Here is a 15,661-nt window from a genome sequence, read left to right as displayed (position 1 = left end):
GGCTGTGAGGTGGATTGTCATCTGCCGATAACGTTCGGTAAATCCCCCGCAACTCGGGGTGGCTTAACTCGGAACCATGCCCGAACAGCCGACGCCCCCGACGAGCACCCGGACCGCGTGCTCGTACTGCGGGGTGGGCTGCGGCATCACCGTCGAGACCGAGATCGGCCCGCTCGGGCTGCCGGTGATCGCCAAGGTCAAGGGCGACAAGGACCACCCCGTCAATGCCGGGCGGCTGTGCACCAAGGGCAACACCCACGCCGAGCTGATGGCCGCGCCCGGCCGCATGGAGACCGCCTACCGCCGCCCCGAACGCGGCCAGCCTCCCGTGCCCATGCCGGTCGACGAGGCCGTTCACGAAGCCGCCCAACGGCTTCGCGTGATCCTCGACACGCACGGTCCGGACGCCATCGCGCTGTACGTGTCCGGTCAGCTGTCGATCGAGGCCCAGTACCTGGCCACCAAACTCGCCAAGGGCCACCTGCGCACCGTGCACATGGAAGCCAATTCGCGGCTGTGCATGGCCAGCGCGGCCAGCGGCTACAAGCTGTCGCTGGGCGCGGACGGGCCGCCCGGCTCCTACGACGACCTCGACCACGCCGACCTGTTCTTCGTGATCGGCGCGAACATGGCCGACTGCCACCCGATCCTGTTCCTGCGCATGGCCGATCGGCTCAAGGCGGGCGCGAAACTCATCGTGGTGGACCCGCGTCGCACCGACACCGCCGCGCGCGCCGACCTGTTCCTGCAGATCAAGCCGGGCACCGATCTGGCGCTGCTGAACGGGCTGCTGCACCTGCTGGTCGAGAACGGCGACATCGACGCCGAATTCATCGCCGAGCACACCGAGGGCTGGGAGGACCTGCCCGACTTCCTGGACGCCTACACCCCGGACCTGGTCGCCCAGGTCACCGGACTCGCCGAGGCCGACATCCGCACCGCCGCCGAGTGGATCGGCGCGGCCGGTGAATGGATGTCGCTGTGGACCATGGGGATCAACCAGTCCACGCACGGCACCTGGGCCACCAACGCCATCATCAACCTGCACCTGGCCACCGGCGCGATCTGCCGCACCGGCAGCGGGCCGTTCTCCCTCACCGGGCAGCCCAACGCCATGGGCGGGCGCGAAATGGGTTACATGGGACCGGGGCTGCCCGGTCAGCGCAGTGTGCTCGCCGACGCCGACCGGGCCTTCGTGGAAGCCGAATGGGGGCTGGAACCCGGCACCATTCGCGCCGAGCCCGGACCCGGGTCGATCGAGATGTTCCGCGGTCTGGCCGACGGGCGGATCAAGGCCTGCTGGATCATGTGCAGCAATCCGGTCGCCTCCATGGCCAACCGGCGCACCGTGATCGCCGGGCTGGAAGCCGCCGACCTGGTGATCGCCCAGGACGTGTACACCGACACCGCCACCAACGCCTACGCCGACCTGCTGCTGCCCGCCACCCTGTGGGCGGAGGCCGATGGGGTGCAGGTGAATTCGGAACGCAACCTGACCCTGTTGCAGCGCTCGGTCGAGCCGATCGGCGACGCCCGGCCGGATTGGCAGCTCATCGCACAGCTGGCGACGGCGCTCGGCTTCCCCGGCTTCGACTATGCCTCCAGCGCCGAGATCTTCGACGAGATCCGCCGCTTCGCCAACCCGGCCACCGGATACGACCTGCGCGGCATCGACTACGACCTGCTGCGCGCCGGGCCCGCGCAGTGGCCGTGCCCCGATCCGGCCCAGCGGCGCAACCCGATTCGCTATGTGAACGACGGCGTCAGCCAAACCAGCTTCACCGACGCGGAGGGGAACACGCCCCGCCTGGCCTTCGCCACCGCGAGCCGCAAGGCCGTGTTCTGGCCGCGCCCGCACCTGCTGCCCGCCGAGATGCCGGACGAGGACCACCCGTTCGTCCTCAATACCGGCCGCCTGCAACACCAGTGGCACACCATGACCAAGACCGGGAAGGTGGCGAAACTGAACAAGCTCAACGGCAAGCCGTTCCTGGAACTGCATCCCGACGACGCCGCCCGCCTCGAGGTCCGCGAGGGCGACCAGCTCGAGATCGCCTCCCGCCGCGGCCGCGCCGTGCTGCCCGCCCTGCTCAGCGACCGCGTCCGGCCCGGCACCTGCTTCGCGCCCTTCCACTGGAACGACGAACAGGGCGAATACCTGACCATCAACGCCGTCACCAATGACGCGGTGGACCCGATCTCGCTGCAACCGGAGTTCAAGGCCTGCGCGGTGCGCCTGCGCAAGGTCGCGGCGCTGAGCACGGCGACGACCGGCGGCCCCGAGACGGAAACGGATGCCGCAGACCGGGTTCCGGCCGCACCGGAGAGCGGCGGCGCGCCCGCGCCCGCGTTCGGCAGCGTGGACGTCGGCGGCCCGCATCCGCTGGCGGTCATGCTGGGACTCGAGACCGCCACCGCGCCCACTCTCAGCGAGGTCGAGCGCATCTACCTGGGCGGGTATCTCGCGGCGCTGCAGAGCCTGCCGGTCAGCGGGGTGCCGGTGCTGCCGGCGACCGCGCCGATCTCCGAACGCAGCCGGGCGTGGATCGACGGCCTGCTGGGCGGGATGTACTCCCGTGGCGCGCAGCCGCTCTCGGCCGGGTTCGCGGCGGATTCGATCGGATTCGCGGCGGACGTGAGCACCGGCGGCACCGGCCGGTCCGAGCACGGCGAGAGCGCGGCGGCTCCGGCGCGGACCGTCACGATCCTGTGGGCCTCGCAGACCGGCACCGCGGAGGACCTGGCCGCGGCCCTGACTACTCATCTCGTGGAGTCGGGCTTCGCGCCGCGGCTCCTGGACATGGACTCGGCCGAACTGTCCGATCTCACCGGGGATGTGCTGGTCATCAGCAGCACCTTCGGCGACGGCGGACCGCCGGACAATGGCGCGGACTTCTGGGAACGATTGAACGACAGCGCGATCCGGCTGACCGGAACGCGCTTCGCGGTGTTCGCGCTCGGCGACTCCTCCTACGACGACTTCTGCGGGCACGGCCGGAAGCTGGACGAACTGCTCGCCCAGCGCGGCGCGACCCGCCTGCTGCCCCGGGTGGACAGCGAGCCCGACCACGAGGACGCGTCCGCGGCCTGGTTCGACGCCGTGACCGGCGTGCTCGCGGACGCGGCGGGCGATGCGGCCATCGATGACGGGAACCGGGGCGGGTCCGGGGCGGGACCGCGGGGCGGAAATTCCACGCCGCCGTTCGGCGCTCCGGGCGGCCGGGGTTCCGGAGGGACAGCCGTTGGCGGCACGCCCACCTGGCGTGCTGCGGGTAATTACGACGTACGTGGCGGCGCGGGCGCTTCGAGTCCGCTCGGACACGGTGCCGGCGGCCCCGGAAGCGCCCGGGGCGCAACGGCTGTCGCTCCGGTCCGGACCCGTGCCGCCGCGCCTTTCACCCGGAATTCTCCGGTGCTCTCGAAACTGGTTCGCAATGAATTGCTTTCCCGCGAGAGTTCGGGGAAAGAGGTGCGCCAGTTCGGATTCGATCTGAGCGATCCGGAGACCACCTACGAGGTCGGGGATTCGCTGGGCATTCGACCCGCGAATTGCGAGTCGCTGGTGCGGGAATGGCTGGCGGCGACCGGCCTCGAGGGCCACCGGCTGATCGAGATCGACAATGGCGAGGTCCCGCTGGCCGAGGCGCTGCGCACGCATTACGACATCACGCGGGTGAGCACGGATCTGTTGTCGTTCGTGGCCGAGCACAATGCCAATCCGCGGCTGGCCAAGCTGTTGCGCCGCGACAATCGCAATGAGCTCGACGGATATCTGTGGGATCGGCAGGCGGTGGACGTGCTGCGCGATTTCCCGGTGCGGGCCGATCTGGTGGAGTGGCTGGGCACGCTGAAGAAGCTGCAGCCGCGCCAGTATTCGATCTCGTCGAGTCCGCTGGTGAGCCCGGACGAGGTGCAGCTGACGGTCGGCGTGGTGCGCTACGGCGATCCGGCGGCCATCGGGTCGGCGGCCCGGCGCGGCGGCGTGAGCTCGACCTTCCTGGCCGATCGCGCGCACGCCGAGGTGCCGATCTTCCTGCAGCGGGCCCCGCATTTCCGGCCGCCGCTGGACCCGACCGCGCCGATGATCATGGTGGGCCCGGGCACCGGCATCGCGCCGTTCCGCGGCTTCCTGCAGGAGCGCCGGGCGCTGGGGTGCACGGGCCGCAACTGGCTGTTCTTCGGCGATCAGCACGCGAAGGACAATTTCTATTACCGGGCCGAGCTGGAGGACATGTTCCGCTCCGGTTTCCTGACCCGGCTGGATCTGGCGTTCTCGCGTGATCAGCGGGAGCGGATCTACGTGCAGCACCGCATGATCGAGCACGGCGCGGAGTTGTGGGCGTGGTTGCGTGAGGGCGGGCATTTCTACGTGTGCGGTGACGCGGCGCGAATGGCGAAGGATGTGGACGACACCCTGCTGAAGATCGCGCGCATTCACGGCAAGCTGAGCGAGGACGGCGCGCTGGCGTTCAAGAAGCAGCTGGTGGCGGAGAAGCGGTACGTGCGCGACGTGTACTGACTGGTTCGATTCCGGCACCCCGAATGTGAAACTGTGGTATTTGTAACTCGCCCGTCCAGTCTCACAGGCGGGCGAGCCGTCCCCGCGACGGCTGCCAGCAGCACGGAGGGCCGGGAGCGTGAACGGTCGGATCAGTCGAATCACCGGACGAATCGCGGTGGCGGCCCTCGCGGCCGCCGCGACCCTGAGCCTGGGCTGCGTGCCCGCCGGCGCGGAACCCACCACCCCCGCAGCCCCGGTCGCACCCGGCGTCAGCGTCCCCGACTTCAAGACCGAGGACGGCTCCTACATCAAGAGCGTCGCGGCCACCGACAGCCGCCACGTCGTCTTCACCGTCTACTCCGCGGCCATGAACCAGACCTTCCCGGTCGACGTGCAGCGGCCCGAGAACATCGACGACGCCCGCCCCACCCTGTACCTGCTCAATGGCGCGGGCGGCGGCGTGGACGCCGCGACCTGGCAATTGCGCACCGACGCACTGGATTTCCTGGCCGACAAGAACATCAATGTCGTGCAGATCATCGGCGGCGCGTTCACCTGGTACACCGACTGGGCGCAGGCCGACAAGTCGCTCGGCGTCAACAAGTGGTCCACCTACCTCGGCAAGGAGCTGCCGCCGCTGATGGACGCGGCGCTGGGCAGCAATGGCAACAACGCCATCGCCGGGATCTCCATGGCCGGTCTGCCCGTGCTGAACTCGGTCATCTTCAACCCCGGCCTGTTCAAGAGCGCGGCCGTGTACAGCGGCTTCTTCCAGACCATGACGCCGATGGGCCGCGAGGCCATCAAGATGGTCACCGAGCTCTACGGCGGCGGCAAGGTCGAGAACATGTGGGGCCCCGAGGGCAGCGCCCAGTGGGCGGCCAACGACCCCACCCTCAATGCCGAGAAACTCCGCGGCACCAACCTTTTCATCTCCACCGGCAACGGCATCCCGGGCGCGTTCGACATGCCCGGGGCGCGCGGCCGCATGGAGAAGCCCGAGGACACCGCCAAGACCGTCGCGCTGGGCTCGCTCATCGAGGCCAATTGCGAACTGTCCACGGTGATCCTGCAGAAGCGCCTGGAATCGATGCGCATTCCCGCGACCTTCGAATTCCGCAGCAGCGGCACCCACATCTGGGGCTACTGGCAGGATGATCTGAAGGCGTCGTGGCCGGTGCTCGCGCAGGGTCTGTTCCCGCCCGCGTAACCGCCTACACGACAGGCGGATTGACGCGCGCGAAGTCCCCCAGCCGGTAGTACGGGTAGTAGGGGTAGGGCGGCGTCACCGCGCTCGCCTGGTCCAGCCGCGCGATCTGCTCGGCGTCGAGGCTCCAGCCCACCGCGCCCAGGTTCTGGCGCAACTGCTCCTCGTCGCGCGCGCCGACGATGACGGTGGCCACGGTCGGGCGGCGCAACAGCCAGTTCAGGGCGATCTGCGGGACGGTGCGGCCGGTCTCCACGGCGATCTCGTCGAGCACGTCGACCACGTCGTAGAGCAGCTCGTCGTCGACGGGCGGCCCGGCTTCGGCGGTCTTGTGCAGGCGGCTGCCGGGCGGAAGCGGTTGGCCGCGACGGATCTTCCCGGTGAGCCGCCCCCAGCCGAGCGGGCTCCAGACCACCGCGCCGACACCCTGGTCCAGACCGAGCGGCATGAGCTCCCATTCGTAGTCGCGCCCGGCGAGGGAGTAGTAGACCTGGTGCGCGACATAGCGCGGGAAGCCGTGCCGGTCCGCGGCGGCCAGGGATTTCATCAGCTGCCAGCCCGCGAAGTTGGAGGCGCCCACGTAGCGGATCTTGCCGGAGCGCACCAGCGAGTCGAGGGCCGAGAGCACTTCCTCGACGGGCGTGCCCGCGTCGAAGGCGTGCAGCTGGAACAGGTCGATGTGCTCGACGCCGAGTCGGCGCAGCGACCCCTCGACCGCCGAGATCAGCCGGGCGCGACCGGATCCCGCGTCGGCCGGGCCCGGCCCGGTGGGCAGGGTGGCCTTGGTCGAGATCAGCACTCGGTCGCGGCGGCCCCGGATCGCCTCGCCCAGCACCTCTTCGGAGGCGCCGTCGGAGTAGACGTCGGCGGTGTCGAACAGGCTGACGCCCGCGTCCAGGCTGATGTCCACCAGGCGGCGGGCCTGGGCCGCGTCGGTGTCGCCCCAGGCCGAGAAGAGTTCGCCGCGGCCGCCGAAGGTGCCCGCGCCGAAACTCAGGGCCGGAACCAGCAGACCGGACGCGCCGAGCCGACGGTATTCCATGATCACCACTCCTAACGGAACCACAGTTTCATTAACGCCAGGGACGCTACACTCACCTCGCCGCAAACGGAACTGGAGACCCGTTATGAATCAGGACACAACGAGCCCCGGCTCGGTCCGCCCCGGTGGACGCACCGCACGCGTCCGCGAATCCGTACTGCGCGCCGCGGGCGACCTCCTGGCCGAACACGGCTACGCCACCCTCGATCTGGCCGAGGTCGCGGCCCGCGCCGAGGTCGGCAAGACCACCGTCTACCGCCGCTGGCGCAGCCCCGCCGGACTGGTCGCGGACCTGCTCGCCGACATGGCCGAAACCTCACTCCCCCACAGCGATACCGGCACCCTGCGCGGCGACCTGCTCGCCAATGCGCGGCTGGTCGGGAAGACCCTCACCGACCCCCGGCAGGGCCGCCTGTTCCGAGCCGTCATCGCCGCCGCCACCAGCGACGACACCGCGGCAGCGGCGCTGCACGCCTTCTACGACACCCGGCTCACCGAATGGTCGCCGTGCGTCGAGGCCGCCGCCGCCCGCGGCGAGGTTCCGGCCGGAACCGACCCGCGCGCAGTGCTTTCCGCCGTCTCCGCCCCGCTCTACTACCGCCTGCTGGCCAGTGGCGACCCGGTCGACGCGGCCACCATCACCGCCGCGGCGACGGCCGCCGCCCTCGCCGCCGAACAGGGCGTATTCGTCTCCGGCACAGGGCGATCCGCGCCCTGAGCCAGCCGTCTCGGATCGTGGGCGCGACCCCTCGCCGCGCCCCCGCACCGGCTCCGAGCCCCGATCAGTCCCGGGTCCAGGCCGGATCGCGGCCGGTCAGTCCCAGGACGCGGTCCAGCAGCGGCGCCTCGGCCGGAATGTCGACCACCGGCCCGAAGAGTCCCGGGATGCCCTCCCGCGGGGTGTCGCGCAGCATGCCCAGCAGCACCGCGAGATCCGCGGCGGCCGGGTCGTAGGGGCGCGCCGTCGCGCGGGCCAGGTCCCAGCCGTGCACGATCAGCTCGTCCAGCGCGAACTCGGCCATCGTCCGAGCGGGGGCGAGGACGCCGCCGACCTCGGTCTCCCCCGACCACGCGGCCGGTTCGCGCCAGGCCGCCACCAGCGCCTTCGACTGCGCGGGAATGCGGTCACGCCAGTCCTCGGGCAGCGTCCCGACACCGGGCTCGGGCGGCTGCGAGCGGCCGATCATCTCCTTCGTGGCGCCCTGCCGGAAACCCTCGGTGAAGCCGAGCACGTGCACCAGCATGTCGCGAACGCTGATGCCGGACGGCGTGCGGCGCTCGAGGTCGGCGTCGGAGACGGCGGCGACCACCGCCTCCAGCCCACCCGCGGCGGCTTCCAGATCGAATTCCGGAGTGGTCATGGTTCCTCCCGGAGGCATGCCGAACCGCCGGTGCGGCCCGGTCGGTCATAAGGACGGGGCGGGGCCGCGGAATTCATCGCCGGACGCGCGAATGCGCTTGCACCGCCGCGTCGCAACCGGTTCGTTAGGTGCGATCAGCGGCGAAAAGTGCTGGTGGGGAGGAGAATTGATAGATGAAGGGTGATCGTGTGGAGATCGTCGTCGACACCGGCGACGGGTCTCGGAACTACGAAATCGTGGCCACCAGAGCGGGCCGCCGCATCGAAACCCGCATCGCGCGCGGGATTGTCGAAGTCAGTGAGGTGACCAGAACCGGGGGGGCGGTGCGTACTGCCCGCTTCATGGCCGGACGGGTGCTCGCCCTCGTGGAGCATCCCGCCGACGACGGCCCGCAGCCCGGCGAGTGACGGCCGGCGGCGGTTGCCGAACGCCGTGAGCAGGGGCATTCTCGAAGGTGGCCGCCTGCACGACCTCACCGGCAGAGAGGAGCCAGCGATGATCGATCGAATCGACGCGGTGCCCGAGGCCGACTACGTCGAACAGCACATCCCCGCCTTCCCGGCGGACGAGCCCTACCCCGATACCGACGCCTACCCGGACCGCGACGTCCTCGCCGACCAGGTCCTCCCATCCGATTCCGAGATCACCCCGCTGCCCGCCGACGACAACGGCTGGACCGCGTCCGAGGGCGACCTCGTCGAGCAGGCGATTCCCGTCCCGATGGGCGACGACTGGGACCTGCCCGGCTAGTTCGACACTCCCGCGCGCACGGTGGCGTGCAGTTCCCGCAGGCTCGACCGCTCGGTCGCGACCTCGAGCACGCGGATGCCGTGCGCGCGCCCGGTCAGCTCGTCGGCCAGCTGGGACGGGTCGACCTGGCGGTGCGGAATCCGGTAGGCGGCGCACAACGCCGCCAGATCCATGCCGTGCGGGGTGCCGAAGACCCGCTCGAACACGCCCGCGTACTGCGGGTCGCCCTGTTCGAGCAGTTCGAAGATGCCGCCGCCGTCGTCATTGGCGACCACGATGGTGAGATCCTCCGGCCGCGGCTCGCCCGGGCCGATGAGCAGGCCGGACGCGTCGTGCAGGAAGGTCAGGTCGCCCATCAGCGCGATGGTGCGGCCGGGATGGGTGAGCGCCGCGCCGACCGCCGCCGAGACGGTGCCGTCGATGCCGGCCACGCCGCGATTGGACAGCACCCGGATGCCGGGGCGCGGGTGCGCGACCAGGGCCGCGTCGCGGACCGGATTGGACGCGCCGAGCAGCAGTTGGTCGCCGTCGTGCAGGGCGCCGAGCACCACCGCCGCGACGTGCAGACCGGTCGGCTTCGGGTGCCCCGCCAGCTCGGCCCGCACCACCGACACGGCCTTCTCGTTCAGATCCCGGCACAGCTCCAGCCATTCCGGCCGGGGCGCGCCGTGCGTCACCGCGCGGGTGCCGGTGCCCACCACATTGCCGGACACATCGGGCCAGCGCGGGCCCGTGGTCAGCGCGAACACCGTGACCTCCGGGTCGGAGAGGACCTTGGACACCTGCCGGTGCAGGGTCGGCCGCCCGGTGATGATGGCCTGCTTCGGCCGCAGCAGCGGCAGGGCCAGCGGGTGCAGCGCGGGGCCGTGCATGGGCGCGGTCGGCTCGGCCACGGTCGGCAGCGCCGCGAGCTCGGGGCGATGGCCCGCGCCGTGACCGGAGATGACCACCGTGTCCGGGGTCAGGTCGATGTCGAGCGGCACGTCCAGGGTCGCGTATTGGGTTGCGGTCCAGGGCTGTTCACCGTCCCGGCCGGCGGGTAGCGAGTCGCCGGCGGCCAGGTCCGGGACCAGCGGTTCGCGCAGCGGGATGTCGAAGTGCACGGGCCCGGCATTGCCGGAGCGGGTGCCGCGGGCGGCGGCCAGCACCCGGCACACCGCCGAGCGCCACACGCTGTTCTGCTTCGGGTAGAGCTCGGCGCCGGGTTCGTCCTCGGCCAGGCCGAGGCTGATGGCGGCACGCACCTGGCTACCGAACAGACCGAACTGCTCGACCGTCTGGTTGGCGCCGGTGCCGAGCATCTCGTAGGGCCGGTTGGCGCTGAGCACGATCAGCGGGACGCGGGCGTAGTTGGCCTCGAGCACGGCGGGCCCGAGATTGGCGACGGCGGTGCCGGAGGTCATGACGACGGGCACCGGGCGGCCGCTCGCCACGGCCAGGCCGACGGCGAGGAATCCGGCGCTGCGCTCGTCGATGCGCATGTGCAGCCGGAGCTTCCCGGCCTGGTCAGCGGCCTGTAAGGCGAAGGCCAGCGGTGCGTTTCGCGATCCCGGGCACAGGACCACGTCTCGCACTCCGCCGCGCGCGAGCTCGTCGACGACGACGTGCGCCTGTGCTGTCGATGGATTCACGCCTCCAGCCTCTCAGACAGCCCGGCCCGGCGCTGCGTCGGCCCGATCACACCTATACTGGAAAGTTAGGGTTTGCTAACCTAATCCAATGGCGAAGCGCACCAAGCATGTCAAGCCCGAACACCGGGAAATCCTCACCGCCGAAGTACTGGCCAGCAAACGGATCAGCCCGCACTTCGTGCGGGTCACCCTGGGCGGACCGGGCCTGGCGAGCTTCACCGCCATGGGCTTCGACCAGTGGTTCCGGCTCTTCATGCCCGGCCGCGACGGCGACCTCCGGCTGCCCACCTCGGCCACCAACCTCGGCTGGTACGCGCAGTACCTGATGATGGGCAAGGAACACCGGCCGCTGGCCCGCAACTACACCGTCCGCGACTACCGGGCCGCCGGATTCGGTGAATTCGGCAGCACCGCCGAGATCGACATCGACTTCGCCATCCACGGCGACGACACCCCCGCCTCGGCGTGGGCGAACACCGTCACCCCGGGCTGCAAGGCCGGACTGCTGGACGAGGGCATCACCTACCAGGCCCCCGAGCACTGCGAGTGGACGCTGCTGGTCGGCGACGAGAGCGCGCTGCCCGGCATCGCGGGCGTGCTGCGCTCGCTGCCGCGCGAGGCGAAGGGCGCGGCCTACATCGAGATCCCGTCCGACGCGGACAAGCAGGAACTGGGCGAACCCGAGGGCGTCACCGTGAACTGGCTGGTCCGCACCGACGCGCACGGCGAGGTCGGGGTGCTGGCCGCGGAGGCCGTGCGGCAGGCCGAGATTCCCGGCACCGGCGTCTACGCCTTCGTGGCGGGCGAGCAGAAGTTGGCCGCCGGCGTGCGGCGGCATCTCGCGCAGGAGCGCGCGATCCCCAAGGCGGACATCACCTTCACCGGCTACTGGCGGGTCGGCAAGTCCCAGGGATGAATCGGTCGCGAGTGCCCCCGAACCACCTCGCGGGCATTCGCACATCACCTCACACGGACCCCGTTCGCGGCCCCTCGCCGGGCCGCGAACCGGTCAGTTGATTAACCAGCGTGACGCTGAACCAGCTCACCCAGACGCGGAAGCGCCTCGGCGACATGCTTCTTCGCCGACGACCGCATGGAGTTGTAGACCTTGGTCAGCGCCGGACGCGACGACGACTCGGCCCGCGCGTCGGTGACCGACAGGAGCGCGTCGGCGACCTCGTCCTGCTTGGACACCAGCAGGTCGGCGAACGAACCCGAGCCGCCGTTCTGGTACTGGGCCCAGTACGGCTCGAGCTGCTCGACGAACTTGGGCACGAAGGACTCCAGCGCGTCACCCACGATCGAGGGGCTGACCTTCTTGATCGCGGCGTAGCCGCCCTTGACGACGAGGCCCGACGCGCCGCCCTTGTCCGACACCTCCTCGTCCAGAACCTTCTCCGCATCCGCGATGAAGGCGGGACGCTTGGCGTCATCGAGCAGGGATTCAGACAGTGCTGCAACCACTTTCAGGTTCCTCCGGATAGTTTTTCGATGAACGAGCGCACGCAACTATACGCACCGGTGTCCCCGCACACACGATGCCAATGCGCTGCTACTGCCACAGCAGCAACAGCACTGTAAAGCACCCGCAATCGATTGGCAGCGTTTCACTTTCGGCGACTGTTCCCCGGTCGTTCATTTCCCCACGGGTAACAAGTGACCGCTTTGGCCTTCGGAGGGTCCATCGGCTAACGATCAGCGCCCTTGTCGGATGGCCGAATTCCGCCGCCGCAATTCCGGGTGACCTGCGAAACACCGCGCCGAACTGCGGTGGGTCTTCACCACGGCGAGAACCGGAACAGTATGTTCACTCCCGTGACCTTCAATGCGACGCTGTGGCGGCCCGTTCCGGGATTCGAGAACCTCACCGACATCACGTACCACCGGCACGTCGAGCAGGGCACGGTCCGGATCGCCTTCAACCGCCCCGAAGTCCGCAACGCCTTCCGGCCGCACACCGTCGACGAGCTCTACCGCGCCCTCGACCACGCCCGGATGACCTCCGACGTCGGCGCGGTCCTGCTCACCGGCAACGGTCCCAGCCCCAAGGACGGCGGCTGGGCCTTCTGCTCCGGCGGAGACCAGCGCATCCGCGGCCGCAGCGGCTACCAGTACGCCTCCGGCGAGACCGCCGACACCGTGGACGCCGCCCGCGCCGGACGCCTGCACATCCTCGAGGTGCAGCGGCTCATCCGCTTCATGCCCAAGGTGGTCATCGCCCTGGTCAACGGCTGGGCCGCGGGCGGCGGGCACAGCCTGCACGTGGTCTGCGACCTCACCCTCGCCTCCCGCGAGCACGCCCGGTTCAAGCAGACCGACGCCGACGTGGGCAGCTTCGACGGCGGATACGGCAGCGCCTACCTGGCGAAGATGGTGGGCCAGAAGTTCGCTCGCGAGATCTTCTTCCTGGGACGGCCGTACACCGCCGAGGAGATGCACGCCATGGGCGCGGTCAACGCGGTCGTGGATCACGAGCAGCTGGAGGACGTCGCGCTGGAGTGGACCGCCGACATCCTGGGCAAGTCGCCGCAGGCCATCCGGATGCTGAAGTACGCGTTCAACCTTCAGGACGACGGACTGGTCGGTCAGCAGCTGTTCGCGGGCGAGGCGACGCGCCTGGCCTACATGACCGACGAGGCGGTCGAGGGCCGTGACGCGTTCCTCGAGAAGCGCGACCCGGACTGGACGCCGTACCCCTACTACTTCTGACGCTCCGGAACTCACGGGCCCTTCGCCCCCGAACCTTCGGGTGCGGCAAACGACAAGCTGTCATGCTGCACTCATGGAGATACTGAGCAGTCGGGTCATTCTCCGGCCGAACGATTACGAGCGAACCCTGGCCTTCTATCGGGATGCGCTGGGGCTGGCCATCGCTCGCGAGTATCCGGGCGGGACGGTCTTCTTCGCCGGGCAGGGACTGCTCGAGGTGGCCGGGCACGGGCGCGCGGGCGACGCGCCGAGCGGGTTCGCGGGGGCGATCTGGTTGCAGGTGCGCGACTGCGACGACGCCGCCGCGGAACTCGCGCTGCGCGGGATCGCCATCGACCGCGCGCCCGTGCGTGAGCCCTGGGGACTGATCGAGATGTGGCTGCGCGACCCCGACGGCGTGCCGCTGGTGCTCGTGGAGATCCCGGCTGATCATCCGATCCGGCGGGACATCCGGGGCGACGACTGAGACCCCGCGGGCCTTAGCACGAAGGTAACTGTGAAACACGTCCGGGGCACCGGTTAACAGACCGTAAAGACCATGACGCAAACTGATCGGTGTGTCTGCCGAACTGCTCGTTCTGCTGATCGTTGTTTGCACAGCCTTGGCGTTCGACTTCACCAACGGATTCCATGACACCGCGAACGCGATGGCTACCTCCATCGCCACCGGGGCGTTGCGGCCACGTACCGCCGTACTCCTGTCCGGGGCGCTGAATCTCATCGGGGCCTTCCTCAGCGTGGCCGTCGCGGCGACGGTGGCCTCGGGCATCGTCGACCTGTCGGAGGTGAGCGGACGGGCCCTGCTCGACATCGTCTTCGCGGGTCTGGTCGGCGGCATTCTGTGGAATCTGTTCACCTGGCTGTTGGGTTTGCCGTCCAGTTCCTCGCACGCCCTGTTCGGCGGCATCATCGGCTCGACCCTGGCGGCCCTGGGCCTGCACGGCGTGATCTGGACCGCGGGCAGCAAGGGCGTCATCGCCAAGATCATCATCCCGGCGGTGCTCTCCCCCGTCGTGGCCGCGCTGGTCGCCTCGGCCGCCTCCTGGCTGGTGTACCGGATCACCCGCGGCAGCAACGAGAAGACCGTGTCCCGCGGCTTCCGCTGGGGACAGATCGGCACCTCCTCGCTGGTCTCGCTCGCGCACGGCACCAATGACGCGCAGAAGACCATGGGCATCATCTTCCTGGCGCTGATCGCGCACGGTTCGGCCAAGGCCACCGATCCGCTGCCGTTGTGGGTCATCGTGTCGTGCGCCGTCGCCATGGCCGCGGGCACCTGCCTGGGCGGCTGGCGCATCATCCGCACCCTGGGCAAGGGCCTGGTCGACATCGCGCCGCCGCAGGGCTTCGCCGCCGAATCCACCAGTGCGGCGATCATTCTCACCTCGGCCCACTTCGGCCTGCCGCTGTCCACCACGCAGGTGGTGACCGGATCCATCCTCGGCTCCGGCATCGGACGGCCCGGCGCGGAGGTGCGCTGGAATGTGCTCGGCCGCATGGTGGTCGCCTGGGTGCTGACCTTGCCGCTGGCCGGTGTGGTCGGCGCGATCTGCTGGGCCATCCTGCACGGCATCGGCGGCACGGTCGGCGTGCTGGTGGTGTTCGGGCTGCTGATCGCCATGGCCGCGCTGATCTGGTACCGCTCCAAGCGCGCGGTGGTCAACTCGCACAACGTCACCGCCGACTGGGAGGGCGCGCCCGCTCCGGCCGCCCCCGCGTCCGCGCAGCCCGAGCGCAATGACGACACCGTCGGAATCGGCTAGGAGACCGCGATGCACACCCTGCTCTCCAACCTCTCCGACCTGTGGCGAGTCGTGCTGGCCGCCATGCTCTTCGGGGCCGGGCTGCCCACCGTCTTCGCCGTCGGCATCCGCTGCCGCGCCCGCGTGGACGACGGCGCGACCGGGGTCACCCGCACCGCCGCGCTGGTCGCCTCCACCCTCTGCTTCGCGGTGGTCATGATCGCGGTGGTGGTCGGTGTGCTCTTCATCGCACGCGGCTTCCTCGCCACCCGACTCGGAATTCACCTGCTCGGCGCGTGACGCCGCCTCATCGAAAGGCACGCTCGTGAGTACCCCCGAACAGCCGACCCCGCCCGTCGCCGACCCGGCCCCCGCCGCGCCGCCGCGGCAGAACGTGCTGCAGAAGGTGCTGGACTGGCTCAAAGCCGGATATCCGCAGGGCATCCCGCAGTCCGATTACGTGGCGTTGCTGGCCGTCCTGCACCGGCGGCTCACCGACTACGAAGTGCAGCTGGTGGTGGAGCGACTGGTCCGGGACCGGGTCGCGAGCCCCGATATGGATCGCGAGGACATCGAGCGCGCCGACATCGAGGCGGCCATCGCCCGAGTTGCCAAGGAGCAGCCCGGCGAGGACGATATCGCTCGAGTGGCCTCCAGGCTCGCAGCCGGTGGTTGGCCGCTGGCGACACCGACGTCCGACTGACCGCACTAGACGGAA

General features: G+C 69.9%; 15 protein-coding genes. 11 read left to right on the top strand and 4 right to left on the bottom strand.

Annotation, left to right across the window (positions count from 1 at the left end):
- The first annotated feature begins 76 nt into the window (after window positions 1–76).
- Together ABZ382_RS20665 and ABZ382_RS20660 are read left to right on the top strand one after the other, a co-directional pair.
- Window positions 77–4,519 carry a bifunctional nitrate reductase/sulfite reductase flavoprotein subunit alpha gene (locus ABZ382_RS20665; RefSeq protein ID WP_357091048.1) on the top strand — a complete coding sequence of 1,481 codons (4,443 nt, stop codon included), beginning with the start codon at window positions 77–79 and terminating at the stop codon, window positions 4,517–4,519.
- Between the two features lie 118 nt (window positions 4,520–4,637).
- Entirely contained in the window at window positions 4,638–5,711 is a 1,074-nt protein-coding gene (locus ABZ382_RS20660) for an alpha/beta hydrolase family protein (RefSeq protein WP_357091046.1), read from the top strand.
- 4 nt (window positions 5,712–5,715) lie between these two features.
- Here ABZ382_RS20660 and ABZ382_RS20655 read toward each other — a convergent pair whose 3' ends face one another.
- Complete coding sequence (locus tag ABZ382_RS20655; protein WP_357091044.1) at window positions 5,716–6,750, bottom strand: aldo/keto reductase; 1,035 nt, start codon at window positions 6,748–6,750, stop codon at window positions 5,716–5,718.
- Window positions 6,751–6,835: 85 nt separating this feature from the next.
- Between ABZ382_RS20655 and ABZ382_RS20650 the strand changes: the two genes are divergently transcribed.
- Window positions 6,836–7,468: a TetR/AcrR family transcriptional regulator gene (locus ABZ382_RS20650; protein ID WP_357091042.1), complete on the top strand. Its 633-nt coding sequence runs from the start codon at window positions 6,836–6,838 to the stop codon at window positions 7,466–7,468.
- 64 nt (window positions 7,469–7,532) lie between these two features.
- Here ABZ382_RS20650 and ABZ382_RS20645 read toward each other — a convergent pair whose 3' ends face one another.
- Complete coding sequence (locus tag ABZ382_RS20645) at window positions 7,533–8,111, bottom strand: TIGR03086 family metal-binding protein (protein WP_357091040.1); 579 nt, start codon at window positions 8,109–8,111, stop codon at window positions 7,533–7,535.
- Between the two features lie 173 nt (window positions 8,112–8,284).
- Between ABZ382_RS20645 and ABZ382_RS20640 the strand changes: the two genes are divergently transcribed.
- Together ABZ382_RS20640 and ABZ382_RS20635 are read left to right on the top strand one after the other, a co-directional pair.
- Window positions 8,285–8,518, top strand: a complete 234-nt coding sequence (locus ABZ382_RS20640; protein WP_357091038.1) for a hypothetical protein — start codon at window positions 8,285–8,287, stop codon at window positions 8,516–8,518.
- A gap of 88 nt (window positions 8,519–8,606) precedes the next feature.
- The gene (locus ABZ382_RS20635; RefSeq protein WP_357091036.1) at window positions 8,607–8,861 is read left to right on the top strand and encodes a hypothetical protein; all 255 of its coding nucleotides are present in this window, start codon (window positions 8,607–8,609) and stop codon (window positions 8,859–8,861) included.
- Here ABZ382_RS20635 and menD read toward each other — a convergent pair.
- Window positions 8,858–10,492: a 2-succinyl-5-enolpyruvyl-6-hydroxy-3-cyclohexene-1-carboxylic-acid synthase gene (gene menD / locus ABZ382_RS20630; protein ID WP_357091034.1), complete on the bottom strand. Its 1,635-nt coding sequence runs from the start codon at window positions 10,490–10,492 to the stop codon at window positions 8,858–8,860. The genes ABZ382_RS20635 and menD overlap by 4 nt on opposite strands.
- Window positions 10,493–10,580: 88 nt before the next feature.
- On the opposite strand from menD, the gene ABZ382_RS20625 reads away from it, so the two are divergent.
- The gene (locus ABZ382_RS20625; protein WP_357091032.1) at window positions 10,581–11,408 is read left to right on the top strand and encodes a siderophore-interacting protein; all 828 of its coding nucleotides are present in this window, start codon (window positions 10,581–10,583) and stop codon (window positions 11,406–11,408) included.
- A 101-nt stretch (window positions 11,409–11,509) separates the two neighbouring features.
- On the opposite strand, the gene ABZ382_RS20620 is transcribed toward ABZ382_RS20625, so the two are convergent.
- A complete protein-coding gene (locus tag ABZ382_RS20620; protein WP_357091030.1) occupies window positions 11,510–11,956 on the bottom strand; it encodes a hypothetical protein in 447 nt (148 codons plus the stop codon).
- A 351-nt stretch (window positions 11,957–12,307) separates the two neighbouring features.
- Between ABZ382_RS20620 and ABZ382_RS20615 the strand changes: the two genes are divergently transcribed.
- From ABZ382_RS20615 to ABZ382_RS20595, 5 genes are all read left to right on the top strand, one after another.
- On the top strand, window positions 12,308–13,201 hold the full coding sequence (locus ABZ382_RS20615) for a 1,4-dihydroxy-2-naphthoyl-CoA synthase (RefSeq protein WP_357091028.1): 894 nt from the start codon (window positions 12,308–12,310) through the stop codon (window positions 13,199–13,201).
- 73 nt (window positions 13,202–13,274) lie between these two features.
- On the top strand, window positions 13,275–13,667 hold the full coding sequence (locus ABZ382_RS20610; RefSeq protein WP_357091026.1) for a VOC family protein: 393 nt from the start codon (window positions 13,275–13,277) through the stop codon (window positions 13,665–13,667).
- 91 nt (window positions 13,668–13,758) lie between these two features.
- On the top strand, window positions 13,759–14,964 hold the full coding sequence (locus ABZ382_RS20605) for an inorganic phosphate transporter (RefSeq protein ID WP_357091024.1): 1,206 nt from the start codon (window positions 13,759–13,761) through the stop codon (window positions 14,962–14,964).
- Window positions 14,965–14,973: 9 nt separating this feature from the next.
- Window positions 14,974–15,243: a hypothetical protein gene (locus ABZ382_RS20600; RefSeq protein WP_357091023.1), complete on the top strand. Its 270-nt coding sequence runs from the start codon at window positions 14,974–14,976 to the stop codon at window positions 15,241–15,243.
- Window positions 15,244–15,268: 25 nt separating this feature from the next.
- On the top strand, window positions 15,269–15,646 hold the full coding sequence (locus tag ABZ382_RS20595; protein ID WP_357091021.1) for a DUF3349 domain-containing protein: 378 nt from the start codon (window positions 15,269–15,271) through the stop codon (window positions 15,644–15,646).
- Window positions 15,647–15,661 lie beyond the last annotated feature (15 nt).

Source organism: Nocardia sp. NPDC005825 (assembly GCF_040630175.1).
In the GTDB taxonomy this organism is placed as follows: Bacteria; Actinomycetota; Actinomycetes; order Mycobacteriales; family Mycobacteriaceae; genus Nocardia.
The sequence above is the reverse complement of the archived record's forward strand: the minus strand, read 5'-3'. Positions and strand labels throughout refer to the sequence as shown.

What these genes read in the sequence shown, in the direction of transcription:
- ABZ382_RS20665 (WP_357091048.1), top strand. Translation starts at nt 77, where the DNA reads ATGCCCGAACAGCCGACGCCCCCGACGAGCACCCGGACCGCGTGCTCG.
- ABZ382_RS20655 (WP_357091044.1), bottom strand. Translation starts at nt 6,750, where the DNA reads ATGGAATACCGTCGGCTCGGCGCGTCCGGTCTGCTGGTTCCGGCCCTG.
- ABZ382_RS20650 (WP_357091042.1), top strand. Translation starts at nt 6,836, where the DNA reads ATGAATCAGGACACAACGAGCCCCGGCTCGGTCCGCCCCGGTGGACGC.
- ABZ382_RS20645 (WP_357091040.1), bottom strand. Translation starts at nt 8,111, where the DNA reads ATGACCACTCCGGAATTCGATCTGGAAGCCGCCGCGGGTGGGCTGGAG.
- ABZ382_RS20640 (WP_357091038.1), top strand. Translation starts at nt 8,285, where the DNA reads ATGAAGGGTGATCGTGTGGAGATCGTCGTCGACACCGGCGACGGGTCT.
- ABZ382_RS20635 (WP_357091036.1), top strand. Translation starts at nt 8,607, where the DNA reads ATGATCGATCGAATCGACGCGGTGCCCGAGGCCGACTACGTCGAACAG.
- ABZ382_RS20625 (WP_357091032.1), top strand. Translation starts at nt 10,581, where the DNA reads ATGGCGAAGCGCACCAAGCATGTCAAGCCCGAACACCGGGAAATCCTC.
- ABZ382_RS20610 (WP_357091026.1), top strand. Translation starts at nt 13,275, where the DNA reads ATGGAGATACTGAGCAGTCGGGTCATTCTCCGGCCGAACGATTACGAG.
- ABZ382_RS20600 (WP_357091023.1), top strand. Translation starts at nt 14,974, where the DNA reads ATGCACACCCTGCTCTCCAACCTCTCCGACCTGTGGCGAGTCGTGCTG.